The 25,967-nt window shown below is 44.4% G+C and carries 28 protein-coding genes; 20 read left to right on the plus strand and 8 right to left on the minus strand.

The features are described from left to right. Positions 1-227 precede the first annotated feature (227 nt). Positions 228-1,193, plus strand: a complete 966-nt coding sequence (locus V1499_RS08620; RefSeq protein ID WP_409275446.1) for an NAD(P)H-dependent flavin oxidoreductase — start codon at positions 228-230, stop codon at positions 1,191-1,193. A gap of 86 nt (positions 1,194-1,279) precedes the next feature. Beyond that, on the plus strand, positions 1,280-1,552 hold the full coding sequence (locus V1499_RS08625; protein WP_409275448.1) for a UPF0223 family protein: 273 nt from the start codon (positions 1,280-1,282) through the stop codon (positions 1,550-1,552). Positions 1,553-1,684: 132 nt separating this feature from the next. Here V1499_RS08625 and V1499_RS08630 read toward each other — a convergent pair whose 3' ends face one another. Beyond that, a complete protein-coding gene (locus V1499_RS08630) occupies positions 1,685-2,305 on the minus strand; it encodes a YktB family protein (RefSeq protein WP_409275449.1) in 621 nt (206 codons plus the stop codon). Between the two features lie 176 nt (positions 2,306-2,481). Between V1499_RS08630 and V1499_RS08635 the strand changes: the two genes are divergently transcribed. Both V1499_RS08635 and V1499_RS08640 read left to right on the plus strand, forming a co-directional pair. Continuing rightward, positions 2,482-2,676, plus strand: coding sequence for a hypothetical protein (locus V1499_RS08635; protein ID WP_053366055.1), 195 nt, complete (start codon positions 2,482-2,484; stop codon positions 2,674-2,676). A 207-nt stretch (positions 2,677-2,883) separates the two neighbouring features. Next, the gene (locus tag V1499_RS08640; protein ID WP_409275452.1) at positions 2,884-3,684 is read left to right on the plus strand and encodes an inositol monophosphatase family protein; all 801 of its coding nucleotides are present in this window, start codon (positions 2,884-2,886) and stop codon (positions 3,682-3,684) included. 101 nt (positions 3,685-3,785) lie between these two features. Here the strand turns inward: V1499_RS08640 and V1499_RS08645 are convergent, their stop codons facing one another. Further along, positions 3,786-3,965, minus strand: a complete 180-nt coding sequence (locus V1499_RS08645; RefSeq protein WP_409275453.1) for a DUF5325 family protein — start codon at positions 3,963-3,965, stop codon at positions 3,786-3,788. A gap of 192 nt (positions 3,966-4,157) precedes the next feature. Between V1499_RS08645 and typA the strand changes: the two genes are divergently transcribed. Genes typA through V1499_RS08660 form a run of 3 tightly spaced genes read left to right on the plus strand, consistent with a single transcriptional unit; the run spans position 4,158 to position 6,647 of the window. Continuing rightward, a complete protein-coding gene (typA, locus tag V1499_RS08650; protein WP_409275455.1) occupies positions 4,158-5,996 on the plus strand; it encodes a translational GTPase TypA in 1,839 nt (612 codons plus the stop codon). 22 nt (positions 5,997-6,018) lie between these two features. Next, complete coding sequence (locus V1499_RS08655) at positions 6,019-6,324, plus strand: YlaH-like family protein (protein WP_409275457.1); 306 nt, start codon at positions 6,019-6,021, stop codon at positions 6,322-6,324. A 17-nt stretch (positions 6,325-6,341) separates the two neighbouring features. Continuing rightward, the gene (locus V1499_RS08660; RefSeq protein WP_409275458.1) at positions 6,342-6,647 is read left to right on the plus strand and encodes a hypothetical protein; all 306 of its coding nucleotides are present in this window, start codon (positions 6,342-6,344) and stop codon (positions 6,645-6,647) included. Between the two features lie 41 nt (positions 6,648-6,688). On the opposite strand, the gene V1499_RS08665 is transcribed toward V1499_RS08660, so the two are convergent. Next, positions 6,689-6,889, minus strand: a complete 201-nt coding sequence (locus tag V1499_RS08665) for a YlaI family protein (RefSeq protein ID WP_409275460.1) — start codon at positions 6,887-6,889, stop codon at positions 6,689-6,691. A 183-nt stretch (positions 6,890-7,072) separates the two neighbouring features. On the opposite strand from V1499_RS08665, the gene V1499_RS08670 reads away from it, so the two are divergent. Next, positions 7,073-7,528 (plus strand): pyridoxamine 5'-phosphate oxidase family protein, encoded by a 456-nt coding sequence (locus V1499_RS08670; RefSeq protein WP_409275462.1) that lies wholly within the window; start codon positions 7,073-7,075, stop codon positions 7,526-7,528. A 168-nt stretch (positions 7,529-7,696) separates the two neighbouring features. Here V1499_RS08670 and V1499_RS08675 read toward each other — a convergent pair whose 3' ends face one another. Next, a complete protein-coding gene (locus tag V1499_RS08675) occupies positions 7,697-8,284 on the minus strand; it encodes a YhcN/YlaJ family sporulation lipoprotein (protein WP_409275464.1) in 588 nt (195 codons plus the stop codon). Between the two features lie 158 nt (positions 8,285-8,442). On the opposite strand from V1499_RS08675, the gene V1499_RS08680 reads away from it, so the two are divergent. Beyond that, on the plus strand, positions 8,443-9,771 hold the full coding sequence (locus tag V1499_RS08680) for a PhoH family protein (protein ID WP_409275466.1): 1,329 nt from the start codon (positions 8,443-8,445) through the stop codon (positions 9,769-9,771). Between the two features lie 59 nt (positions 9,772-9,830). Here V1499_RS08680 and V1499_RS08685 read toward each other — a convergent pair whose 3' ends face one another. Next, entirely contained in the window at positions 9,831-10,325 is a 495-nt protein-coding gene (locus V1499_RS08685; protein WP_409275468.1) for a peptidyl-prolyl cis-trans isomerase, read from the minus strand. 177 nt (positions 10,326-10,502) lie between these two features. On the opposite strand from V1499_RS08685, the gene V1499_RS08690 reads away from it, so the two are divergent. Both V1499_RS08690 and V1499_RS08695 read left to right on the plus strand, forming a co-directional pair. After that, positions 10,503-10,784 (plus strand): YlaN family protein, encoded by a 282-nt coding sequence (locus V1499_RS08690; RefSeq protein ID WP_053368835.1) that lies wholly within the window; start codon positions 10,503-10,505, stop codon positions 10,782-10,784. A gap of 154 nt (positions 10,785-10,938) precedes the next feature. Further along, positions 10,939-12,138 (plus strand): FtsW/RodA/SpoVE family cell cycle protein, encoded by a 1,200-nt coding sequence (locus V1499_RS08695; protein ID WP_409275470.1) that lies wholly within the window; start codon positions 10,939-10,941, stop codon positions 12,136-12,138. Positions 12,139-12,225: 87 nt separating this feature from the next. Here the strand turns inward: V1499_RS08695 and V1499_RS08700 are convergent, their stop codons facing one another. Next, positions 12,226-13,128, minus strand: a complete 903-nt coding sequence (locus V1499_RS08700) for a COX15/CtaA family protein (protein ID WP_409275472.1) — start codon at positions 13,126-13,128, stop codon at positions 12,226-12,228. A gap of 663 nt (positions 13,129-13,791) precedes the next feature. Between V1499_RS08700 and cyoE the strand changes: the two genes are divergently transcribed. The 9 genes from cyoE (at position 13,792) to V1499_RS08745 (ending at position 24,182) form a co-directional block, all read left to right on the plus strand. After that, positions 13,792-14,724: a heme o synthase gene (gene cyoE / locus V1499_RS08705; RefSeq protein WP_409275473.1), complete on the plus strand. Its 933-nt coding sequence runs from the start codon at positions 13,792-13,794 to the stop codon at positions 14,722-14,724. A gap of 87 nt (positions 14,725-14,811) precedes the next feature. Continuing rightward, on the plus strand, positions 14,812-15,885 hold the full coding sequence (gene coxB, locus V1499_RS08710; RefSeq protein WP_409275475.1) for a cytochrome c oxidase subunit II: 1,074 nt from the start codon (positions 14,812-14,814) through the stop codon (positions 15,883-15,885). Positions 15,886-15,915: 30 nt separating this feature from the next. Next, on the plus strand, positions 15,916-17,787 hold the full coding sequence (ctaD, locus tag V1499_RS08715; RefSeq protein WP_409275477.1) for a cytochrome c oxidase subunit I: 1,872 nt from the start codon (positions 15,916-15,918) through the stop codon (positions 17,785-17,787). After that, on the plus strand, positions 17,787-18,416 hold the full coding sequence (locus V1499_RS08720) for a cytochrome (ubi)quinol oxidase subunit III (RefSeq protein WP_409275479.1): 630 nt from the start codon (positions 17,787-17,789) through the stop codon (positions 18,414-18,416). The genes ctaD and V1499_RS08720 overlap by 1 nt, the downstream gene beginning before the upstream one ends. A 4-nt stretch (positions 18,417-18,420) precedes the next feature. Next, positions 18,421-18,756, plus strand: a complete 336-nt coding sequence (ctaF, locus tag V1499_RS08725) for a cytochrome c oxidase subunit IVB (protein WP_409275481.1) — start codon at positions 18,421-18,423, stop codon at positions 18,754-18,756. Positions 18,757-19,257: 501 nt separating this feature from the next. Further along, positions 19,258-20,607, plus strand: coding sequence for an IS1182 family transposase (locus V1499_RS08730; RefSeq protein ID WP_409273136.1), 1,350 nt, complete (start codon positions 19,258-19,260; stop codon positions 20,605-20,607). Between the two features lie 362 nt (positions 20,608-20,969). After that, a complete protein-coding gene (locus V1499_RS08735; RefSeq protein ID WP_409275483.1) occupies positions 20,970-22,313 on the plus strand; it encodes an RNA-guided endonuclease TnpB family protein in 1,344 nt (447 codons plus the stop codon). A 398-nt stretch (positions 22,314-22,711) separates the two neighbouring features. Continuing rightward, positions 22,712-23,605: a cytochrome c oxidase assembly factor CtaG gene (gene ctaG / locus V1499_RS08740; protein WP_409275484.1), complete on the plus strand. Its 894-nt coding sequence runs from the start codon at positions 22,712-22,714 to the stop codon at positions 23,603-23,605. Between the two features lie 109 nt (positions 23,606-23,714). Further along, positions 23,715-24,182 carry a DUF420 domain-containing protein gene (locus V1499_RS08745; RefSeq protein ID WP_409275486.1) on the plus strand — a complete coding sequence of 156 codons (468 nt, stop codon included), beginning with the start codon at positions 23,715-23,717 and terminating at the stop codon, positions 24,180-24,182. Between the two features lie 51 nt (positions 24,183-24,233). Here V1499_RS08745 and ytvI read toward each other — a convergent pair whose 3' ends face one another. Both ytvI and V1499_RS08755 read right to left on the minus strand, forming a co-directional pair. After that, positions 24,234-25,292 (minus strand): sporulation integral membrane protein YtvI, encoded by a 1,059-nt coding sequence (ytvI, locus tag V1499_RS08750; RefSeq protein WP_409275488.1) that lies wholly within the window; start codon positions 25,290-25,292, stop codon positions 24,234-24,236. Between the two features lie 166 nt (positions 25,293-25,458). Beyond that, positions 25,459-25,818 carry a YugN family protein gene (locus V1499_RS08755; protein ID WP_409275490.1) on the minus strand — a complete coding sequence of 120 codons (360 nt, stop codon included), beginning with the start codon at positions 25,816-25,818 and terminating at the stop codon, positions 25,459-25,461. Between the last annotated feature and the right edge of the window lie 149 nt (positions 25,819-25,967).

Below are 25,967 nucleotides of genomic sequence, written 5' to 3' on the forward strand. Positions count from 1 at the left end.
TCGGATCTTTCAACTATATTTCTGCAAAAGCAAGGCCCTCGCCCAATTAAAAATCTAGCCGGCAGGACATAAAACAAATGAATTATAGCACTTCTGCTTTCGTTTGCAAATATATATTCATTTCCTATTGGGCATACTCCCGCTTTCTATGTAGTTTCCCGTTAAGGGAGGGAAATTAACCGATTTTGGAGAATAACATAAGGGAACAGGATGGAGGAGGCATGGTAATGGAGTGGAATACGAGAGTAACAGCGCTGCTGGGTATCCAATACCCCATCATACAAGGAGGCCTGGCCCATCTTGCATATTCGGAGCTTGCATCGGCGGTATCCAATGCTGGCGGCCTGGGCCAAATAACGGCTATGTCCCTGGATAGCCCGGAGATGCTGCGTGAGGAAATACGGAAAACGAAGGAAAAGACGAACAAACCGTTCGGGGTGAATTTTGCCATTGGGCAGCATGGGCGCCCTTTCCATCATTATGTGGAGGTAGCATTGGAGGAAAATGTTCCGGTCATTTCAATGACAGGGGGAAATCCGGCGCCTATTTTTGGCCAAATAAAAGGTACCGCCTGTAAAACACTCGTCCTGGTTGCCTCGAGAAGACAGGCGATGAAAGCGGAACAGCTTGGCGCCGATGCTGTAATGGTGGTAGGCCAGGAGGGAGGAGGGCATCTAGGCAAGGAGGATATAGGAACGATGGTCCTAATTCCCCGAGTTGCCGATTCTGTTTCCATCCCGGTGATTGCGTCCGGAGGGATAGCCGATAGTAGGGGGCTTATGGCTGCGTTCGCCCTTGGCGCCGAAGGAATTGAAATGGGGACACGATTCATTGCTGTAAAGGAATGTGTCCATGCAAATGAACAATATAAACAAAAATTGCTTGAGAGCGGTGAATCCGACACCGTTATAATTAAAAAATCGCTCGGTGCACCGGGAAGGGTCCTTCATAATGAATGGGCGAAAAAGATAATTGAACTTGAAAAGAAAGGCCTAGGGTACGAGCAATTAAAGGATTACATTAGCGGTGAAGCTAACCGGAGGTTTATATATGAGGGAAAAGTGGAGGAAGGCTTTGCATGGGCCGGCCAGGCAATAGGGTTGATCCGTGATATCCCAACCACAGCGGAATTGTTTGAACGAATCCTTGCCGAAGCATCCGAAATCCGCAGGCGATGGGGAAACTCCAACTAACATGGCGCGAACTCCGATTCTTTTTGGCTGCCAGGAAAAGTGGTAAACTATATTAGCGCTATGAAATAGTAAAGCAGGTGCGAAAGATGGATTACCAATATCCAATTGATTACACATGGACTACGGAAGAAACTGTACAGGTTATCCAGTTTTTTCAGGCAGTTGAGGAAGCATACGAAACTGGAATAGGACGGGATGAATTTATGGCCGCATACCGGACATTCAAAAAGATTGTCCCGGGGAAATCCGATGAAAAGAAGCTATGCGGAGAATTTGAGGAGCTAAGCGGCTACTCCTCCTATAAAGCAGTGATGAAAGCAAAGGAACTCCCTGAAGGAGGAAAACTCCGCATTAAGTAAAATTGATACCCCCATGCCCGAATCGGTATGGGGGTTCATCATTTTCATGGAAAATTGTCTCCTGAATGGTGAAAGACGTCTGGAACTTTCCCTTATTATGGCACAATTGTTTTTCCATAATATTTTGCAGGTTTATGTCAATTTATATAGGGGTAATATTTGTCTAAATACACCATCAAACTGTTGCAGCAATTCGGATGGGCCCATCTTGACAACTTCATTGCGATCAAAGTGACAGCCGCACAGGATTTCCGCTTTTTTAACATCTTTAAGGCGTTGGAAGGACTCATTCAGTTCTTCTTCTGAAAGGCTGCCATGCATTATCGCTCCCGGCTTCATATGGTCTTCTGACCATACAAAGTTGTTCGGGACTCCTGAAAGGATGTCACCCAGGTGTTTTTGAAAGTTTTCTCCGATTTGCGGTTTCTCCTGGCATTCATAGATAACCGCGAACCAAATGAAAAGGTGGGTTTCCCATAGGCCAATCTGAAAGTGGGGCATCATTTTATACCCTCTTCGGCTACCGGAGATGGCAACCCACGTATCATTGGGCGGATTCTTGGTCCTTCTGGCATGCTTTGCTACATGTGGAAACATATCCTGACCTGCCATTTCGGAGAGAATCGGGGCATAATGTTCCCCAAGCCAGGTTAATTTTGGACGGACACGGGCAATTAAAGCTTCCATTCGGGCTTCCAGTCCGTCAATAGAAAACACATTAAAGTCATCGTGGGTGAAACCATTAAATTCCATATGGTCCTCCTGAATTACAGTGATGAAATTATTTTAGCATACAGAAGCCGACTGTTTAAAATAGTTGTCCTTATAAGAGGGATAGAATCACATTTTGTCGCAGATTCACAGAGAGCTTCATACTATGATAATAAAAATTCGAAAATTCAGTTAATGGCCGGAAGGAGTGCTTACTAATGAAACAGTTGATTAATACGACAAGAAAAAAGGCTTTCGATAAGGAAAGGACAGCGGTTTTAAGGCTTGAAATGGATTATGAGCTTGCGACTTTGTATGACGCAATGGCGGAAAACAATGAAGAGATGAAAAAACATTGCAAATTACGCCTGGAAAAGATCCGGCAGGAACTTCTCCGATTAAAGGCCCTTTAACAAGGGGCGAAGAGGAAGGTTATTAAAAAAATGGAGTTTGCATATAGGAACGCGCAAGTTTAAACGGACTCCCGGCAATGCTGGAGAGTTCGTTTATTATTTTTTAGCTCCTGTGGGTACCCTATAGGTTGATGGACGCTACACATTTGTATAAGCTGAAAGAACGGGCCGATCTTTAAGAGGATGATTGTTTGGGGGGATAACTGAATGGATACTGAACACGTGTTTGAACAGGCAAAGAAGTGGATTCTTGAAGCGGGGGATCGGATTCGTTCTTCCTTTGATAAAACTCTCAATGTCCATACAAAATCTGATCCAAATGACCTTGTAACAGACATTGACAGGGACACGGAAAAATTCTTTATCGAAAAAATTAGAGGCACTTTCCCAGAGCATAGGATTCTCGGTGAAGAAGGGTTTGGCGACACTCTCTCCGACCTTGAAGGAGTAGTGTGGATTATCGACCCGATTGATGGCACAATGAATTTTATCCACCAGCAGAGAAACTTTGCGATTTCAATCGGAATATATGAGAATGGCAAGGGAAAAATCGGACTTGTTTATGATATTGTCCACAAGGAACTCTATCATGCGAAGGAAGGGAGTGGCGCCTTTTTAAATGGCAGGGAATTGCCGAAACTTGAAAGGGCCAACGTTAAAGAATCGATCGTAGCCATGAATGCTACATGGGTGATGGAAAATAAAATGGTCGACCATAACATGCTCATCCCGCTTATCCGTGAGGCAAGGGGGACCAGGTCCTATGGGTCAGCAGCAATCGAGCTCGTCTATGTGGCGACAGGAAGGGTAAATGCCTATATTTCACCAAGGCTGGCACCATGGGATTATGCCGGTGGAGCAATTATTGTGGAAGAGGCGGGCGGAAGTGTAACGAGCCTTAACGGCGATAAGCTGGATATGCTCAATAAATCTTCCGTTTTCGCTGCAGGTCCAGGCCTGCATGGAGAAATTTTGGAACAGTACCTTAAAGCAGGAAAAATAGAGTAAGGTAGGAATCTAACTCTCCGTCAAGAGCGGGGAAAAAAACCTTGAAATTAGTAGATGGAGGTCTGGACAACAAAAGCACTGAAGGGCGCCTTGCCTGGCCTTCAGTGCTTTTTTGCGGCTTTCCTCTTTAGTTTAAATCCTCCTCTAATCGCAAATACTAGCATGGCGATACTTAAAAGGACCCCATAAATGCTTTGTTCCCCGATTGCGATGCCAATGCCGGAAATGCCCGCGGCAGTGAGAATGGCAAAAACGAGGATGCCCCAATTGATTTCTTTCATCAAATTTCCAATCCTTTCCAACAGTTATTTGGATTTATAGCCATAATTAATGGGAAAATATATACTTCAAGCCCTATTGTAACCAAAAAATGTATAGGTTTCTACTTGATTTGTGTTATAATGTTTCAGTTGTACCTGACATAATAAGGCTATAATAGGTTTTACCCCATACAAGAGGCAGGAGGAACTACCTTGAATAAACGAAATGATATACGAAATATAGCGATAATTGCCCACGTTGACCACGGGAAAACAACCCTCGTCGACCAGCTGCTGAAGCAATCGGGAATTTTTCGTTCGAATGAGCATATCGAGGAAAGGGCAATGGATTCCAACGATATAGAACGGGAACGTGGAATTACCATTCTTGCAAAAAACACCGCTATTCAATACAAGGATACAAAAATCAATATTTTGGATACCCCTGGACACGCAGACTTTGGGGGAGAAGTAGAGCGGATCATGAAAATGGTCGATGGCGTTCTCCTTGTTGTTGATGCCTATGAGGGTACTATGCCTCAAACCAGATTTGTCTTGAAAAAAGCGCTTGAGCAAAATCTGACCCCTATCGTTGTTGTCAATAAAATTGATAGGGATTTCGCACGTCCCGCCGAAGTAATTGATGAAGTGATAGATTTGTTTATCGAACTTGATGCAAATGAAGATCAGCTTGAATTCCCGGTCATTTATGCTTCTGCGTTAAATGGAACGGCCAGCACAGATCCCGAGCGCCAGGATGAAAACATGCAAGTGCTTTATGAGTCAATCATTGAGCATATCCCGGCACCGCCTGATAACAGGGAAGAGCCTCTTCAGTTTCAGGTTGCCCTGCTGGATTATAATGACTACGTTGGAAGGATCGGTATTGGCCGAATTTTCCGGGGAACGATGAAGGTCGGCCAGCAGGTTGCTTTAATGAAGCTGGACGGCAGTGTAAAGCAATTCCGTGTAACAAAATTGTTTGGTTTCTTTGGCCTTAAGCGCCAGGAAATCCAGGAAGCATTTGCCGGAGATCTAGTCGCAGTATCAGGCATGGAAGATATCAATGTCGGTGAAACAGTTTGCCCGGTTGAACATCAGGAAGCATTGCCGGTGCTCCATATTGATGAGCCTACCCTCCAAATGACATTCGCTGTTAATAATAGCCCATTTGCGGGAAGGGAAGGCAAATATTTAACTTCGAGAAAAATTGAGGAACGCTTACAGGCACAGCTTCAGACGGATGTAAGTTTGAGGGTTGAAAACACTGATTCACCAGATGCTTGGATAGTATCCGGACGCGGTGAACTTCACCTGTCGATCCTAATTGAAAATATGCGCCGCGAAGGATATGAACTTCAAGTGTCAAAGCCGGAGGTCATTGTTAAAGAGATTGATGGCGTACGCTGTGAGCCTGTCGAAAGAGTCCAGATCGATGTTCCGGAAGAATATACTGGAGCGGTCATGGAATCAATCGGGGCACGAAAAGGTGAAATGTCCGATATGGTTAACAATGGGAATGGGCAAGTCCGCCTTATTTTCATGATTCCCGCCCGTGGGTTAATTGGTTATACAACCGAATTCCTTACATTGACACGTGGCTATGGTATCATCAACCATACATTCGATAGCTATCAGCCTATGCTTGCCGGACAAGTCGGAGGAAGGCGCCAAGGCGTGCTTGTCTCAATGGAGTCTGGGAAGGCCACAACATATGGAATTATGCAGGTTGAAGACAGGGGCACCATTTTTGTTGAGCCGGGAACTGAAATTTACGAAGGCATGATTGTCGGTGAGCACACGCGTGAAAATGACATTACTGTCAATATCACAAAGGTCAAACATGCCACGAACGTCCGATCGGCAAATAAGGATCAGACCTCAACAATTAAGAAGCCAAGGATTATGACTTTGGAGGAATCACTTGAATATTTGAATGAAGACGAGTATTGTGAAGTTACACCGGAGTCAATCCGCCTACGCAAGAAAATCCTTGATAAAAATGAGCGGGAACGGATTGCCAAGAAGAAGAAATATGCAGAAATGAATTAGGAGTTAGGGGAGGAATGCAAGAATGGAGGACAGGCTGTCCTTTTTTGCAGCTCTTTACAGGGTAGGGGATAACCCGCAAGTGGGGATGTGGATGCTGTATGTAACGATTGTCGCTTTATCTATCGTTGTATACAAGCTGGGTTTCGCTAAAAAACTTCCTCCTGCCAAATCCGCCGTTATTTACATTTTTCTCGCACTTGGAAGTACGATTCTCACCTTCTTGGGGGTCATGCTTCCTATAACCGAGGGGCTTGTTGTCGCTGCAATCATCTTAATCATTTACAAAATCCGCCTGAATCAGGAACGGAAACAAAAAACAGAAGCTTAATGTAGGGAGAGTCTGCGATGAATTCCTTGCAGGATACGATTTACAATTGGCTAACCATCAAAGTAGTATGTGATGCCCGGCCAGATGATTCTGCTGCTTTTGAAACAAAAGAGCTTTTTGAAGAGATGATGGTTGAAAACTATGGTATCACCGCTTCGGACTTACTCATTGAAACCGATGAAGACATGTATTATGTCCACTACGAGCGTGATGGGGAAAAAAAGAAAACACGCTTCCCTAGGGAACTGATTGAGGTAATGCTGAATCAGATAAATATGGAACCGGATAAATTCTGTAACTTCCCTGAAGAAACCGATAGCTGAACCGCAAACCCCCTGAACAAGACGTTCAGGGGGTTTTTCTGTCAAAAATCATCATTGTCCTTTTTGGTCCGATACAAGCGGAAATTTCCGCTTGCTAGCCGTTCATTTGTCCTGGCTGCAATTCTTTCATGGCAAGGAGCGCACATATACGTATGGATTGGCCGGTTGCGCAGCCTTTTTGCCTCCGGGGACTCATCAGGGATTGTTTCAATCGTATCACATAAAACGCATTTTACTCTCAAGCAGGGGCCACCTCGAATCTGTTTGCTTTCACCTTGGCTAATTTGCTGGCATACTAATAGTATAACATGGGAAATTACATGTACATAGCCTGGCGGTCATGCAAGTTGATGAATGAATTTGTAAATAGTAAGATTGTTGGAGCCGGGCATTTAACAGAAGAGAAGTGAAAGGAGCAATTTAAAATGGCCAATCAAGTAGAGCCAAAACTAATTAAACCGTTATTTGATGAATTGCAGAAGGAGCGGTTTGCCACCCTTGCAACAATCGACCACGAAACAGGAGGGCCAAATATCAGCGCCATTTCCTGGCTGCTTGCAAAGGATGAAAGCACCATTTATTTCGCGGTGGACAATCGTTCTCGTATCGTTCAGAACATTAAAAATAAAAGTGATGTGGCCATAAATGTCATTGCCAACGAAACTACATACGCGATTAACGGCAATGCAGCTGTGAAACAGGAAAAGTTGGAAGGGGTACCGTTAAAATTGGCACTGATTGAAGTGAAAATCAATGAAGTGCGAGATGTCATGTTCTACGGGTCAAAAATTACCCAGGAACCTCAGTACGATAAGACGTATGACAAAGTCGCCGCCGCACGGCTTGACAATCAGGTCATGGATGCCTTCAGGAATGCATGATTGCCCTTTATAGCGAAATTAAAAGGCCTGGCAAATTTTTTGCCAGGCTTTTTTTCGTAAAATGCCCGGTCTGCACATTCGAACCTTACAGAGGCAATAAACCGCTTTTCTGGACGGAAATATCACTTCCGGGGCATCACTTTCATCATTTTACCGTCTAGCGAAATCTTACTTTCTCCAATGTGACTCTTCTTCCTGCCTGTTCTCCAATTTTCGCTGATCTTCTTTACGCATTTGTTCCTTGGATTCCCTAACAGGCCTGCCTCGTTCAGGCTCAACGATTTTACCAGGTACTTCGGGAACCATCCTTGCGGCCAAATCGGCTAGTTCATATAAGATCCCCTGGACGGGCCTACCGTCTTCAATGTCCGCTGAAATTTCCCTTAAGCGCGCATTCAAATCTGGGTCTGCAATGACCATCGCCCTCGCTCCGTAAGGGTCATCCTTCAGCGCCTCTGCAACCGAGTATTTAATCGTGCCTGCTTCGGAACGTTCCACTTTGGAATCAATGTCAATTCCGACAATCGCATATTTTCCAAGGACGACTGCAGTTGCACCGTTTACCTTCGGGACAGATGAAGCGATTTGCTCCAGATGGCTGGCGGCCCTTTGTCCAGTCTTCCTATCCGCATTTGGAGCAGCACTGTTTTTTACCTGTACCAATTGCCTTGAATTTTTTCCCGCATCCGGCCGCTCATTAGCCCCGCAACCGGAAATGACTAGCAGGATGCCAACTACGATTAACAATTTGCCCATGGCTAAACCACCTATTCGTATAGAATGCCGGAAGCACCCGTTCCGGTAAGATGAAACGGATCTCACGATTATTGTCCGGAATATCGTCTATCTTTATTCCCGGAATCATATATTTTACCAAAAGTTCGAGAGAGGCCAGATAAGCGGGAGGCATTCAATTGAATAAAATCTATGTATTGGATACAAATGTTTTGCTGCAGGACCCGTATTCGATTTTTTCGTTTGAAGACAATGATGTTGTCATCCCTGCTGTTGTGTTGGAGGAAGTGGATTCAAAAAAACGTTATATGGATGAAATCGGAAGGAATGCCCGCCAGGTATCAAGGCTGATTGACGGATTCAGGGCGTACGGCAAGCTTCATGAAAGAATCCAGCTGGAAAACGGGGGGAATTTGAGGATAGAAATTAACCATCGTTCGTTCCATGAGCTTCAGGAAATTTTCACAGAAAAAACAAATGACAACAGAATCCTTGCGGTTGCAAAGAATTTGTTTTTGGAAGAACAGGCGAAGGAAAACGGAAAGCTCGTCATCCTTGTTAGTAAAGACGCCCTGGTAAGGGTAAAGGCGGATGCGATCGGCCTTTACGCCGAAGACTTCATACAGGACAGGGTTGTTGAAGCGGACCATTTGTACGATGGGTTCCTTGAAATCCACTTGCCGGTTGATACGCTTAACAAATTTTATGCAACTGGGGAATTGCATGTTTCGGAACTCGCGAACCATCCTTTTTATCCAAATCAATTCCTGATTATGAAAGATGCGCTTGGAAGTTCAGCTTCCGCATTGGGGCTTATCGACAGCTCGGGAAAAAAGGCAAGGAAGCTTGTCGCGAAACAGGATCATGTTTGGGGAATCCATGCGAGGAATGTCCAGCAAACGATGGCGATTGAATTGCTGCTGAGGGGAGACATCCAGCTTGTCACTTTATCTGGGAAGGCGGGAACCGGGAAAACGCTGCTCGCGTTGGCCGCTGGGCTAATGCAAATTGAGGACTTGAAGCAATACAAAAAGCTGCTTGTCGCCCGCCCGATCGTCCCTGTCGGAAAAGATCTTGGTTTCCTGCCAGGGGAAAAACAGGAAAAGCTAAGGCCATGGATGCAGCCAATATTTGATAACCTGGAGTTTTTATTTAATACAAAAAAACCTGGGGAACTGGATGCGATATTGGCAGGCCTTGGCTCGATCGAAGTGGAAGGGCTGACCTATATAAGGGGAAGGAGCCTTCCTGACCAGTACATTATCATTGATGAAGCTCAAAACCTCACAAAACACGAGGTAAAGACGATTTTGACAAGGGTGGGAGAGGGCAGCAAGATTGTCCTGATGGGCGACCCTGAACAAATAGACCATCCATACCTGGATGCATACAATAACGGGCTGACGTATGTCGTTGAAAAATTCAAAGACCAGCCGATTGCTGGCCATGTAAAGCTGCTCAAGGGAGAAAGGTCTGGGCTGGCGCGGCTTGCCGCGGATTTGTTATAAAGAGAGAAAAACAGCCCTCGGGCTGTTTTTCATTGGGGAAAGGTTGCTCTTCGAATTCATTATATAATTATTAATTCCGTTACCTTTCTAATGGGATTGTCCCTGTTTGACCCATCCTTAAGGTAAAGATGGATCGGGCCATCTTCTCGTAGAGGCCTGCCTTTATATGAAAATGCGGCGATCAAGTTGCAAGCTTCGGAAAGGGGGAAGGAATATTCCTTGCCATCAGCCTTTACGATGAGGGTACTTGCATCTGCATCCGGCTCCGCGTTTTTTAGGAAAGGTTCAATCGGCATTCCGAATGAGCCTTCGAGAACTTTTTGTTTTTCATATGTTTTCTTTCCTGGTGCTGTTGGAAGTTGTGCCCCTTCAGTGATTTCCTTGTCCCATTGCTGGGACGCTGACTTTTTATATGCCTCCAGTTCGCTGCCAGATTCTTGCGCATGTTCAAAAATCGTTTCGAGATCGACCCGGCGCTCGTCGAAAATCCAGACGCCCGGGTCGATTGTAATCGGAAATTTGACCTTTCCGGTTACCTGAATAATTCCATCCATTACCATTCCTCCAATTTCTTGCTCCAATCTGAGTATACCCTGTTAGTCGTTTAATGTCATTTATTCGGGCGAGGAGGATTAACCAACCGTTTGGCTTAATAATTCTTGCAATTTCAGGACAGGACCTGTAAAATTTAAAGATAGTGTAGTAATCGCTCGGAAACGGGGGGATCGATGTTGGCGTCCGAAATGATCATCAATCATCAGGAAAAAGCATATGCCCTTTTACAGGCAGACGCTGAAAAAATATTGAAGCTCATCAAGGTACAAATGGATAACTTGACGATGCCCCAATGCCCTCTTTATGAAGAGGTATTGGACACGCAGATGTTTGGTTTATCCAGGGAAATAGATTTCGCCTCAAGGCTGGGGCTGATAGATGAAAAGGACGGCAAAGCCATCCTTGAAAAACTGGAGAGGGAGCTGTCCGCCCTTCACGAAGCCTCAATGAAAAAATAATTTCCAAACCCAAACACCGCCGTGTTTGGGTTTTATTATTTTTCCGTACCGTATTTCAAATATATTTCAAATCAGTAAAATAGCATTTTATTCAACTAAAACTCGCCATTTTCATTTATAATAGATACATCCATTATGGAATTGGGGAAATGCGATGCTGAAAAAAATACTTAAATCATATGATTATTCGTTGATAGCGGTCATAGCAATGTTATCAATTTTTGGCCTGGTAATGGTTTATAGCGCAAGCATGGCATTCGCAGTCCAAAGATATGGCGTGGCCCCTGACCATTTTTTTCAAAAGCAAAGGATTTTTTTGCTGGGGGGAGCAGTGATTTTTTTACTATTTGCTTTCTTTCCGTATAAAATCATGAAAAGCACCAGGTTTCTCGTTCCTATGGTCCTCCTTTCAATTGCGGGCCTCGGAGGGATCCTTTTGTTTGGGAAAGTGGCCGGAAATGCCCAAAGCTGGTACGAAGTTGGCGGGATAAGTATCCAGCCATCTGAATTCGCAAAACTAGGGGTCATCATTTATTTGTCTGCTGTCTATGCGAAGAAACAAAGCTATATCAATGAGTTCAACAAAGGCGTCGTACCGCCGCTCATGTATCTAGTGGCCATAAGTGTACTAATCATGCTACAGCCGGACTACGGTACTGCGGGTATTATTATGCTGATTGCAATTTTCATCATTCTTTCCTCGGGAATGAATTGGAAAAATATATTAAAACTTATCGGGGTCGGGACCGTCCTTCTTACTATTTTTGCAATTGGCTTTCAGGACCATATATTTTCTCCTGAGCGGCTGGAGCGCTTCACAGTCCTGGAAGACCCGTTTAGGGACGAGCAGGATGAAGGCTTTCATCTGACGAATTCACTCCTTGCAATTGGGTCTGGAGGAATTACGGGCCTTGGCCTGGGAAAGGGAGTACAGAAGCTGGGCTACCTGCCTGAGTCCCATACCGATTTCATCATTGCTGTTATCGCGGAGGAACTTGGAATTTTAGGAGTCGCGTTTGTTCTCGTTTGTCTCGCATTCATCGTGTTGAAAGGAATTCGTATCGGGATGAAGTGTAAGGATCCGTTTGGCAGTCTCCTCGCCCTGGGGATTTCAAGCATGATTGGCATCCAGTCAGTTATTAACCTTGCGGGTGTTTCGGGAATGATTCCTTTGACAGGGGTACCGCTCCCATTCGTCAGTTATGGGGGGTCATCCATTATCCAATTGGCGATTGCGTCCGGGATTCTCGTCAATGTTTCGATGTTTGCCAATTATGAAAGTAAATTTAAAACGAAGAAGGCGCAAACCCCACCCGCGCCTGCGGTTCGTGAACCAATCAGTGCAAGGAGATAGACGGGCAACTGTCTTGTTAAAAACCTTTTAAAAACTGGAAATCTAACAAAAAAGATGCCTCGCTGAGTGAGGCATCTTTTTTCTGTGTTATTTCCGTTTACTCCGGTAAACAAGGAGGATGAAATAGCTGAACATCCCAAAGAGGCACGTGATGAAAAACGCATGGGAAAGTGCGATGTAAAGGTTCAATCGTGTAAAAATGGCAAGGGCTCCGGACATTACCTGTAAGGACACAAGTATGAGGCAAATCATCCATCCCCAATAGATCACCTTCTGATCCCGGTAATTCCGCGCCGCAAGCCATGCGATATACGCCACCCAAATAAAAATAATCCCAGCAGCCGTCCGGTGGCCCATTTGTACCCATTCATAAATATTATCCGGCAAGGTAAAACCGCTGCTGTTGCACAAAGGCCATTCTGGGCAAACGAGGCTTGCGTTTATGTGCCTGACGAGTGCCCCGGTGTAAATGACAATGTAGCTATAGACTGTCACCCAAATAATATGGAACCGCATCCTCTTGTCAATAACAAGATTTTCGGCATCGAATTTCTTATCCACTTCAAAAATAAGCAGGGTCAAAAGAAAGACTGATGCAAAAGAAATTAGAGAAATGCCAAAGTGTAGCGCGAGTACAAAATCGGATTGCCCCCAAACAACCGCCGCCGCTCCAACCAAAGCTTGAATCACAAGAAAAGCGAAAGAAAGGAGTGCAAGGAATTTTGTTTCCCTTATATGGCCGATCGCTCGCCATGCCCAAACTGATAAGCCCAATACCATCAAGCCGACTACCCCTGACACGAGACGATGGGAAAACTCAATGAGTAATTCAGGCGTTACTTCGCCGGGCATAAACTCGCCGTTACACAATGGCCACGATCTGCCGCAACCCATTCCTGAATCTGTTTTTGTTACGAGCGCGCCTCCAAGTAAGATAAAAATCATTCCAATTGTTGTTGCAACTGCAAACCACTTCAATGAGCGTCGCAAAAGATCACCTTCTTTAAAGTTCAATAATTTGTCATAAAAACCAGTTGTCAGTATAATAAATGGGAGTTGGCGGAGAGGCCCTCATACATAATAGCCAAGAAAGGGAGAAAAGAACAGAGTTATGCATGATTTTCCGCCTAATTACTAAAGTGTACAAAACCGGTTGTCGATTCCTGGCAATGGCAAGAAGCATTTTCTACAGCTTCATTCCCTAAAGGGAAAATGCGTGAATTTTCTTTCAATAATATCGGTTCGTTCTTTTATTATAGTAAAATAAGAAAATACCACGAAATAATTGTACTTATAAGCACCAATAAAGATGCCAAGCCACACTATTTATTTTTTCGTTAAAATAGGGAAGGAATAGCCGTCTGTTTCATTTTAACTTATTTAAGTTGATGCTGAAACAAAAAATGTTCAATGGCAATCATACTTTGTCATAAATTTGTTAAATTAAATTCAAAAAAAGTTCACAAAAAAGGTATGAAGTGTGATTTAATATACAGAGAAAGCAATTACCTTTTTCTTATATAATTAACACTATTTTGATAGTGAAAAATAGAACCGTAAATTAGATAGAGAGTATCAACACCGATTACCCCCTTTGGCAGGAGGGCTTTATAAAGGAAATGCCTGTCTAAGGGAAGATAGGGAGGAATCAGGATGTCCAATCCGAAGGCATACAGCGAAGCATCCGTAAATGAAGGACTTGGAACAATTGGCCTGGAAAAGACTACGGGCTGGAAGGACTTTTTGGCTCTAATAAAGATTGGCATAGTCAATTCGAATTTAATTACAGCATTTACAGGCATCTGGCTTGCCCTTCATTTTTCAGAAATGCGTTTTCTTGACAACCTTGATATTGTATTTTTCACGCTTGCCGGTTCTGCGCTCATTATCGCCGGGTCCTGCAGCATCAATAATTTTTACGACAGAGACATCGACCCATACATGGAACGGACAAAGAGCCGTCCAACCGTAAATGGAAAGGTGCAGCCTGCACTTGCGTTATGGCTCGGGATTGCGCTTGTCATTATCGGCACTTTATTTTTATTCCTGACAACCACGACAGCGGCAGTGATTGGCATCATTGGCGTTTTCAGCTATGTGGTCCTTTATACAATGTGGTCCAAACGGCTTTACGTATCCAATACAATCGTTGGAAGCATTTCAGGCGCTGTCCCGCCACTAATTGGATGGGCTGCGGTCGATCCGGGCCTCAGTCCAATGGCATGGGCTTTATTCGCTTTAATGTTCGCATGGCAACCGCCACATTTTTACGCGCTTGCAATGAGGAGAGTCGAAGAATACAGGGCCGCGGGCATTCCGATGCTTCCCGTTGTTAAGGGTTTTCAGGTAACAAAGCATCATATTGTTTTTTGGGTTGCCATGTTGCTCCCAATCCCATTTTTCCTTGATTCACTCGGGATCCCATTCCTGATCCTTGCTACTTTACTGAACATTGGGTGGCTTGCATTGGGGATTTATGGATATAGGATTAAAGATGATATCAAATGGGCGAAATTGATGTTTGTTTATTCGCTTCAGTACATGACGATTATGTTCGTGGCGATGGTCATTTTCTCAGTCATCTAGTTTCACCCAAAGGGGCTTCCTGCCCGGCAGGAAGGCGGATCCGCCAACACATTAAGACTTTAAATGAAAGAGGGGTTAGATTAGGCTATGAAAAGGCTTGCAAAATGGCGCCTGTTCCCGTTGTTCACGGCTTTGGCGCTCATTCTCTCCGGCTGCGGGGAACCATATCTATCAGCGCTTCGTCCCGCTGGCGAGGTTGCTGAAAGGCAACTTTGGCTGATGAAACTAAGCACCTGGATTATGGTTTTGGTTATCCTGGTAGTAACGGTCATCTTCCTTATTGTTTTGTTTAAATACCGCAGAAAGCATGACAAGGAAATTCCAAAGCAGGTTGAAGGAAACCACGCGCTGGAAATCATTTGGACAGTTATTCCTATTATTTTGCTATTGATCCTTGCAGTACCAACTGTTGCCGATACTTTCCATCTCGCGGATGTAAAGGAGATGGATAAGAAAAACAAGGATGGCACAAGGGATGCTCTTGTCGTCAACGTACGTGCCAGCCTGTATTGGTGGGAGTTTGAATATCCGGATCAAAAGATTGTGACGAGCCAGGAACTGGTTGTTCCTACCGATGAAAGAGTATATTTCAATCTTAAAGGATCCGACGTAAAACATTCATTTTGGATTCCTGCTGCAGGCGGAAAGATGGACACAAATACGGATACAGTGAATAAGATGTGGCTCGTATTTGACAGCAAGAAAGCGGAAGAAGCCGGCGATCTGTTCTATGGGAAATGCGCCGAGCTGTGCGGGCCATCACACGCCTTGATGGATTTCAAGGTAAGGGCAGTACCGCGCGATGAATTTGAACAGTGGGTGGCTTCCATGCAGGACGTTAAGGAACCTGCCAAGCCAGAAACCGCTGATGCACAGGCTGGACAGGAAATTTTCAATAAGAGCTGCATTGGCTGCCACGCAGTAACACCTGCCAATACGACTCCTGAAGCTGCAAGGCAAGGTCCAAATCTGACTGACTTCGGTGATCGTACACGCGTTGCGGGCATTTTGGAACATAATGAAGAGAATTTGAAAAATTGGATTAAAGATCCTGATAAATATAAGCCAGGAAACCTTATGACCGGGGCTTACGGAGAACTTAGCGAAGAGCAGCTTGACCAGCTCGCAGCTTATTTGATGGGGTTGAAAGTCCAAGATTAACGGGGGATTTGTTGAAAGGGAGGTAAAACTGTGAGTACCTACGCTCAAAAAAGGGGATTCGGCGCAGTTTTATGGGACTATTTAACGACTGTCGACCATAAAAAAATTGCGATCCTATACTTAATCGCAGGCGGATTTTTCTTTATCGTCGGCGGCCTGGAAGCGATGTTCATGCGCATCCAGCTTATGCGCCCTGATAATGATTTCGTATCTGCGGGCACGTTTAACGAATTACTTACAATGCATGGGACGACGATGATTTTCCTTGCAGCCATGCCGCTGCTATTCGCATTTATGAACGCCGTTGTGCCCCTGCAAATCGGCGCGCGCGACGTTGCGTTCCCATTTGTAAACGCGCTTGGCTTCTGGCTGTTTTTCTTTGGGGGGCTTTTCCTTAACCTTTCCTGGTTTTTCGGCACCGCCCCTGATGCCGGCTGGACGTCTTACGCGTCACTAGCGACACATAGTAAGGGACATGGTGTAGATTTCTATATTCTGGGCTTGCAAATTTCCGGATTTGGTACGCTGATGGCGGGGATTAACTTTCTTGTAACCATCATTAACATGCGTGCGCCAGGCATGACTTATATGAGGCTACCGTTGTTTACATGGACTACATTTGTAGCTTCCGCACTTATTCTGTTTGCATTCCCGCCGCTAACTGTTGGCCTTACGTTATTAATGTTCGACCGGATGTTTGGCGCAAACTTCTTCAACGTTGCAAATGGCGGAAACACTGTAATTTATGAACACTTATTCTGGATTTTCGGACACCCTGAAGTATACATTCTAATACTTCCGGCTTTCGGTATTTTCTCTGAAATTTTCAGTATTTTTTCGCGAAAGCGCTTGTTCGGTTATTCGTCAATGGTTTTTGCAACCGTTTTAATCGGTTTCCTTGGGTTCATGGTTTGGGCCCACCATATGTTTACAACTGGTCTGGGGCCTGTGGCGAACGCTATCTTTGCCGTTGCAACGATGGCAATTGCGGTTCCTACAGGAATCAAAATCTTTAACTGGCTGTTTACGATGTGGGGAGGAAGCATTAAGTTTACGACGGCAATGTACTGGGCTGTCGCATTCATTCCTTCATTCGTCATGGGGGGCGTAACTGGCATCATGCTGGCATCCGCTCCACAGGATTATCAATACCATGATACTTATTTCGTTGTTGCCCACTTCCACTATGTAATCGTCGGCGGCGTTGTGTTCGCCCTTATTGCCGGAACACATCTATGGTGGCCAAAGATGTTTGGGACAATGCTCAGCGAAGTTATGGGTAAAATTACATTCTGGCTATTCTTTATCGGCTTCCATCTGACTTTCTTTATCCAGCATTTCCTTGGCCTGATGGGAATGCCGCGCCGGATTTTCACGTTCCTGCCTAACCAAGGGCTTGATACCGGGAACATGGTTAGTTCGATAGGTGCATTTTTAATGGCGGCGGGAGTAATTGTGATGCTATACAACATAGTTGTTACGCAAATTAAAAATGAGCGTGTTGGAAATGATCCTTGGTTGGACGGCCGGACCCTTGAATGGTCCATCTCGTCACCACCTCCATTCTATAACTTTAAGCAGCTTCCGCTAGTCCGCGGACTTGATGCATTATGGCTGGAGAAAATGGAAGGAAAAAAAGGCATGATGCCTGCCGAACCGCTTGACGACATCCATATGCCGAATTCTTCCTTCGTCCCAGTTGTCATCTCGTTCGGTTTCTTTGTTGCCGCTTTTGGCGTTATGTATAATCCAGACGGGCATGCGTGGGCGGTCCCGGTAATAATCATTGGGCTCCTCATTTCCTTTGGGGCAATGATTTTCCGTTCCGTCAAGGACGACCATGGATTCCACATCCATAAAGAAGAGCTAATTGATAAAGACGACAAGGGAGTTGAGGCATAATGCAAACTGAAGAAAAATTGACGTTTGAAACTTGGCCCGCCCTCCCTGAAAAAGCAACGCTTGAAGGAAAAAACAAGTTTCTTGGTTTTTGGCTATTCCTTGGCGGGGAAACGGTATTGTTCGCCTCCCTGTTTGCGACCTATCTTGCTTTAAAGGACAGGGTGCCCGACGATACCCATCATTTGGCGAAGGATATTTTCGACCTGCCTCTAACGTTTGTCGCGACTATGCTCCTCTTGACAAGTTCGCTGACAAGCGTGTACGCGATGCACCATATGAAAAACTTTGCTCACAACAAGATGATGCTCTGGCTGGGGATAACTGTCGCTCTTGGCCTCGGCTTCCTTTGCCTAGAGATTTATGAATTCAACCATTATGTCCATGAATATGACCACAAGTTTACAAGTTCGGCTTTTGGATCGGCATTTTATACGCTGGTTGGATTCCACGGTGCACACGTTGTCTTCGGCCTGGTATGGATTATAACGTTGATGGTCCGTAACGCGAAGCGCGGCCTAAACCTTTATAATGCTCCTAAGTTTTATTTGGCAAGCCTGTACTGGCACTTTATCGACGTTGTCTGGGTATTCATTTTTACAGTAGTTTATTTAATGGGAATGGTGGGATAAACTGATGGCGAATCAAAATTTGAACTCAGGGAACCCAAGAATCGACCTTGCTTACAGGAAGCGGAAAAGCAAGGAGGAGATGCGTCACCAGATCATCTCCTTCTCGTTGATGCTCTTTTTGACATTCATTTCTTTCGCTGCGGTAGGAATGGGAAGCTTTTCAAGTTGGTTTACTGTTCCAATAATTTTGCTCCTGGCTGCTGTCCAGGTAGTTTTCCAGCTGTATTATTTCATGCATATGAGCCATAAAGGACATGAAGCACCTACGTTATTTCTGTTTACCGGTCTTTTGGTCGGCCTTATAACAATCCTTGCCCTAATGACAATCGTTTGGTGGTAAGAAGAAAAGCGAAAGTGCCCGTTTAGCACCGTATGGACTGGAGGGCCCCGATGGAGATAAAGGAAACACGATGAGCGAAGGCGAATCGATGTTGACTTATCGTAGCGAGGGGACCGAAGTACACTAGGCGCTGGGCGCTGGAGCTAGACAAAGAAAAGCGAAAGTGCCCGTTTAGCGCCGTAGCTGGCCAAACTTTATGTATCCTTATTGGTGAAAAAGAAAATCGGCTTTATGCCGATTTTCTTTCAGACTGTAGACAAACTTGAAGGTATCCGGGTTTGCCTACAGTCTTTTTTAATTTAAAATATAAGTTGAAACAACAGTGCGTCTAGAATTCCACTCCGGGTGGACGCTTTCCGCGGGCGGGGCCGAGCCGCTTCCCTCGCTACGCTCAGTCCAGGGTCTCGACTATCCCGCTACTCCCGCAGGAGTCGCCACCCTCCGTTCCAATCAACTAATATTCTCTTTATATAAAGAACACTATGTATGAGGTGACCTGCGATGATGACTAAAAATCAAGCTAATGAACGTGAACAATTTGAAATGCTGACCATTGATCAATTAGTTCCTGAAAATCATTTGGTACGCAAGCTGGAATCGGCCATTGATTTTTCATTCATCTATCCCATGGTAGAACACTTGTATTCCGGGCTTGGTAGGCCCAGTATTGATCCGGTCGTTCTCTTTAAAATAACTTTCATACAATACATATTTGGCATACGCTCTATGCGCCAAACTATTAAAGAGATTGAGACCAACATGGCATATCGCTGGTTTTTAGGATTTGGTTTCTACACTGAAGTTCCTCACTTTTCTACCTTCGGTAAAAATTACGAGCGCCGTTTTTATGATTCCGATGTGTTTGAACAGATCTTCTATCGAATCTTGAAGGAGATTATGGATAAAGGGCTGTTGTCTCCTGAACATGTATTTGTGGATTCCACACATGTAAAAGCAAGTGCCAATAAACGCAAGTACGACAAGAAACTCGTTCGAAAGGAAACCCGCGCCTATGAAGAAAAGCTGCAATTGGAGCTTAATTTAGATCGTGAGAAACACGGTAAAAAGCCATTTCCTCCCGAGAAGTTTGAAAAAGAGGAGTGGAAGGAAATCAAGGAAAGTACGACGGATCCTGAAAGTGGCTATTATGTAAAGGATGAGCGAACGAAACAGTTTGCCTATTCGTTTCATGCCGCCACGGATGAAAAAGGATTTGTGTTGGGGACAATCGTCACTCCGGGCAACATACATGACAGCCATATCCTGCAGCCACTTGTCGAGAAGATCATTGAAAAGGTAAAGAAGCCACTTGCTGTCGCAGCCGATGCAGCCTATAAAACTCCCGCGATCGCGAATTTTCTATTGGAAAATCAGATGTTGCCTGTCCTTCCTTACACCCGTCCAAAAACGAAAGATCGGTTCTTCCGAAAGCATGACTATGTTTATGATGAGTACTACAATTGCTATCTCTGCCCCGAAGGGCAGGAATTAAAGTACACGACAACCACGAAGGAAGGGTACCGCCAGTATAAATCAGACCCAGCTATTTGCGCTTCCTGCCCAGTCTTATCAAAGTGTACCGAAAGTAAAAACCATCAAAAGCTCATTCAGCGCCATATTTGGGAGCCCTACCTGGAAGAGGCTGAACATTTACGACACACGGATGAGATTAAAAAGATATACGCCAAACGAAAAGAAACAATTGAACGTGTCTTTGCAGACGCGAAAGAAAAGCATGGTATGCGATGGACAACCTTACGAGGCCTTAAAAAATTGTCCATGCAGGCGATGCTTACTTTTGCTGCAATGAATTTGAAGAAACTGGCCAATTGGACATGGCAAGTTGCATAAGAGTACTCGAAGAGTAAGGTGCTGGGGGTAATTATCTTCGGATTAACCTTAAAAATTTCCACAAAACTGACAAAAGGCCGCGAGAGGGTGCCCCCTCGCGGCCTTTTGTCGACAATCTGAAAGAAAATCGGCTTTATGCCGATTTTCTTTTTATCATTTTTTGCAAGAAGACTTCATCTGATTTGTATTACGGGTGCAGCCCACAATTCAGGTGAAGATGAATTGCCGTCAGCCGCCGGCTGAAGCTAACCCACAAATTTCTTGGTTAATAATCGAACAAACATTCGCTTTCCTTTCAGCCAATTGCTATAATTATATATAGGGAAGATATTCCTATCTTGGCAGAAAAGGCGGTGAATAAAATGGTTAAAAAGAAACCCGTCAAGGTATTACGTAAACGAAAGAAAACCGAAACCATTCAACGGTTCACTCAAAAACAGAATATCGGACGAACGAGCCTTACTGCCAAGGAATTCCGTCTTCTTCGACGCATGTCACATAGTTCCAAAGCGTTGCGTAATGTGGGCTTGTATACGATGAAACAAAGTTATTTGACAAACAATAGAATGGCCACCGTGAAAGAAGTAGATGCTGCCATGCAGGCTGATATAAATTATTGGGGTGTCCAATCGAACTCCGTCCAGGCCATTCGAAGGACTTTGTACACAGAAGTAAAAAGCTTTTTCGAGGCGTTGAACAAGTGGAAGGAAAACCCTGAGACATTCACTGGCCGCCCTAAATTTCCAAACTACTCCCGTTCCACCGAAAAGCGTGTGATCGAAATCTATCAAGTCCCTAAGGTGGATAAAAACGGGTATTGGGCGATTCCGATGAACAATGAATTCAGAAAACGTTTCGGTTCGATCAGGCTTCGTATGCCAAAAAACTTGTTACACAAGAAAATTTCCTACATTGAAATTGTGCCCAAGCAAAAAGGTCGGTTCTTTGAGGTGCATTACACGTATGAAGTGCAAATCGCTCAAATGAAAAGACAACCAACGACCACTGTACGTGCTTTGAGTTGCGATTTAGGTGTAGACCGATTGGTAAGTTGTGCAACAAATCATGGCGAAACATTTCTGATAGATGGCAAGGAGCTAAAGTCCTTCAACCAATATTTCAACAAGAAGATAAGCAATCTGCAGCAAAAAAATAGCGAAAACGGGATATCAAAACGGGTTGTGACGAACCAAATCGCGGAACTCTGGAACAAACGTGAACATCAAATCAGCGGATACTTCTCACAAACTGTCGGCCTGTTGTTCAAAAAGGTGAAAGAATTGAATATCGATACGATTGTGGTCGGGTATAATGCCGTCTGGAAACAGGAATGTGATATGGGGAAAAAGAACAACCAGGCGTTTGTACAAATCCCATTCAAAAAGTTGATTTCCGCCATCGAAAACAAATGTATGAAAGAGGGCATCCGGTTCAAGATGCAGGAAGAAAGCTATACGTCCAAAGCCAGCTTCCTGGATAAAGATAGGATTCCTGTTTGGTCGGAAACTGATAAATCCTCCTACACATTCAGTGGCAGACGCCTTACTCGTGGACTGTATCGTTCCAAAGCTGGCCAGTGTATCCATGCAGACATCAATGGCGCGCTGAATACGCTGAGAAAATCGGAAATTGCAGAATTTCAGGAAACAATCAAAGTGAAGACTCCAACTGTGTTAAACGTACGAAAACGTAAAGCTGTTGCTTAGCGCATGGCTTAGTGGGTGTGTCAGCCATCCAGGGTATCGGGCGCATTTGTGCCGGGGCTTGTAGTACATAGTTCGCAAGGCTATGACTTCGCCGTATCCATTCGGGGAACCTTAACTCACAGCAGGGAGGGTGCAAGTGGGAAAACAATAGTCCATTGCCAGTACCGACCTAAAAATTACTTGGGGTGTCACCGTAAAGTGACATGAATTCTAGAGCGTCAATCTGTCTAGTGGTAGACGAAAAGACCTAGAGTTCTAACTCAAGCCCTCACTGAAACACATTATCTCAGTGGGGGTAGTTGACGGATTAGCTCTCTCAATGGAGTTGCTTCCTTTGCTATCCGCTCTTCCACTAGCTATAATTGGAGTGGAAGAAATTTTATAGAGGTGATGATACGGTGCTTACTCTAGACATATTTGGTTTTCAAGCGCTTTGGAGCCCGTACTTTTTTATATCGGTTGCTTTTTTGACGGCTGGATACTTTTTGGTGACAGTAAAATTCAGGGAACGTTTCACAGGTAGTGAGCCGTTAACCAAACGGCAGGCCTCCTACTTCGTTACAGCCATGATTTTGATTTATGCGATTAAAGGTTCACCCCTGGATTTGTTGGGCCATATAACTTTTTGGGCACATATGATTCAGATGGCATCTCTATTCCTGATTGTCCCGCCGCTTATTATTATGGGAATCCCTCCGTGGCTGTGGAGATTTGCTTTGGGGAAGGCGGTATTCAATAAAATCTTTGTATTTTTGACGAAGCCGCTGATTGCGTTAATTGTATTCAACGGAATGTTTTCGATTTACCATGTCCCGTTTGTATTTGATGCCGTGAAGCAATCGATGTTACTTCATGCTAGTTATACAGGCACTTTGTTCTTCCTTGCCATCAGCATGTGGTGGCCGATTGTAAATGAACTGCCGGAGCATCAAACATTAAGCGGCCTTAAGAAAATCGCTTACATCTTCGGTGATGGAATCTTACTTACGCCTGCATGCGCGCTGATTATCTTTACGAACAGCCCTTTATATGCTACTTTTTCAGATCCGGCCCTTTGGGCGAAATCATTGGAGCTATGTGTCTCTCCAACCCTGCTTGCAGGCCTTGACCTTACCGGGCCTCAAATGTTCAGTTCCATGACTCTTGTAGAAGACCAAAGGCTGGGCGGCGTTATAATGAAGATTATTCAGGAAGTTGTTTATGCTATTTTCCTTGCAAAAGTATTTTTTGAATGGTACAGGAGGGAGCAATCCGGGATTGATCCAGCGCCCGAACCGATTCCTGCAGAGTAAAAGTCCTCTTTATGGGGGCTTTTCCTATCGATGGGAATAATACTGGTTTGAAAAACCGATTCAACTCGGTTAAAATTATAGTAGAATATATGATTGTGAGGATTAAAACATGGATCACACCCTCCCGATTTTGCCAACCATCAGTACCTCTTTTATCGTTATTAGCGCTATCCTTGTTGCAATAGGGTGGTACCAGATTTCAAAAAGGAAGGTGGAGGCCCACAAGCGGACAATGCTGTTTGCGGGAGCCGCAGCTTTAACGTTTTTCATTATTTACGCATCTAGGACAATATTCATTGGAAACACTTCATTTGGAGGACCCGACAACCTCAAAGTTTTGTATACGGTTTTCCTTGTATTCCATATTATTTTGTCTACAATAGGCGGCATAATGGGGCTAATAAACATATACACCGGCCTAAAGGACAAGCTTGGCATTCACCGGAAACTCGGCCCGGTGACAAGTATCGTCTGGTTTGCGACCGCTATAACAGGGGTTACAGTTTACCTGCTTCTCTATGTGATTTACAAAGGCGGGGAAACGACATCCGTCATTAAGGCAATATTAGGTTCATAAAATGGTTTGGCATAAAAAAAGGCGGCTCTAAGGGCTGCCTGTTTTTTTATGTTAAATTTTATAATTGAATTTTACAATACCGGCTTCCCTCGCAGAGCTAAGGGCCACGACGAGTATCGGTCCTAGTACAATCCCGGTAAGGCCAATAATTTTGAACCCAAGATACATCGCGGCCAATGTCAGCAAAGGGGAAAGGCGGAAATGGGTGCCGAGCATTTTTGGCTCAAGGTAATGCCTTGTCGTAATCAATACCGCTGCGAGAACCGATAATTGAATGGCTAGCAATTCATTTCCCGTTAAGGCGGCAAAAAGCGCCCATGGCCCAAGAACGATAATCGAGCCGATTATTGGGATAAAATCGAATATCCAGATGATAAAGGCAGCAAAAACAGCGGCTTCCGGGATAATCAAATAAAGCCCAAGCAAGGAAATCCCAAATATCAGCACACTAACCAGCAGTTGGGCTTTTAAAAAACCAAGCATAATATAGGAAAGCCTTGAAAACATGATATTGACTTTTTCCGCTGTCCGCTCCGACAAATGTTTTTGGAGGCCGTTCCTTAGCCTTGGGATATCCATCATAAACAAAAATAAAGCCACCAAATAAACAAGGAAGGATATGAGGAGGTTTGGGATGTTTGTCAGTAGCGCCCTCATATTCCCGATATTTACATATGCCAGAAGGGTATTTTTAATGGTCACCATAAATTTATCAAGCTGGCCGGTAATTTGTAGGACGATGGCTTCCGGCAAATCCTTTGCTGCCCGGGCAATTGCGTTCTTCGCCTGGATCCAATGGGCCGACAGCTTATTGACATAGTCGGGCATATGGTTGACAGCGATGACTGCCTCGGTAATCGCTTTGGTCGCAACGTAGTAACCAACGGAAGCAACGATGAGGACAAAGAGCGTAAATACAATAAGCACGGAAGTATTCCGTTTCAGCCTAAGCTTTGTGGTGGCCAGCCTAACACCTGGCTCAAGGAGAATGGCTGTAATCAGTGCCATAATCAACGGGATTGAAACAGGTAAGATGAAATATAGGACAATGGCAGCGGCTGCAATGCCACAAACCCAGGCGATTCTCTTTTTGGTAAAAAAAGCAGTCAATGGTTTATACCTTCCTTATACAAATAAATACTTTGTACTTTCATTATAGCGTTAAAAATGAAAAACGAACAATACCGGCTTTCTTTAAGAATTCAAGCATTAAAAAAAGCGCAATCAAGGATGCGCTTTTTTCACCTTAAAATATCATTTCTTATAGTTTGGTTTGCTACTCCGCAAATGCTTCAATTTCTTCTTTTAGCCGATCAAGCAAATTCTTGCACTGATTCACAAGGGAAGCAGGGAATTGTTCGCCTTCACCGTATTCAACCCCATGAGGGTAATAATGTTTGCCAAGAAGTGGAGGAAGCAGTTGAATGATTGCCCTTCTCGAATCGATATCGCCCTCAACCGCATAACCACGCAGCCTAAGATAGAAAGTACCATCCTTCAATTCGAATTTTTTATCAAAAGTCACACGTTCATAATCCCACTGGCCTTCACGGACGAGGCCATGGCTAAGCATTACCTCATCAAGCCTTCCTAAATCGGCCTTAAGTTGTTCAATACCCGTATTTTCAAACTTCATTTTTGTTATCCCCCTTTGAAAACATGCCTTTAACAAGATTATCCGGCAATTTGCTCAATTTTTATAATAGTGGAAATGCCGTCATTATGCAATGAATTCAATTGGAAGATCCCTCCGTTGTGGAATAATGAGGCGTGACAGGGTGAAAG

Source organism: Neobacillus oceani, assembly GCF_046237595.1.
Taxonomy (GTDB): domain Bacteria; phylum Bacillota; class Bacilli; order Bacillales; family Cytobacillaceae; genus Bacillus_D; species Bacillus_D oceani.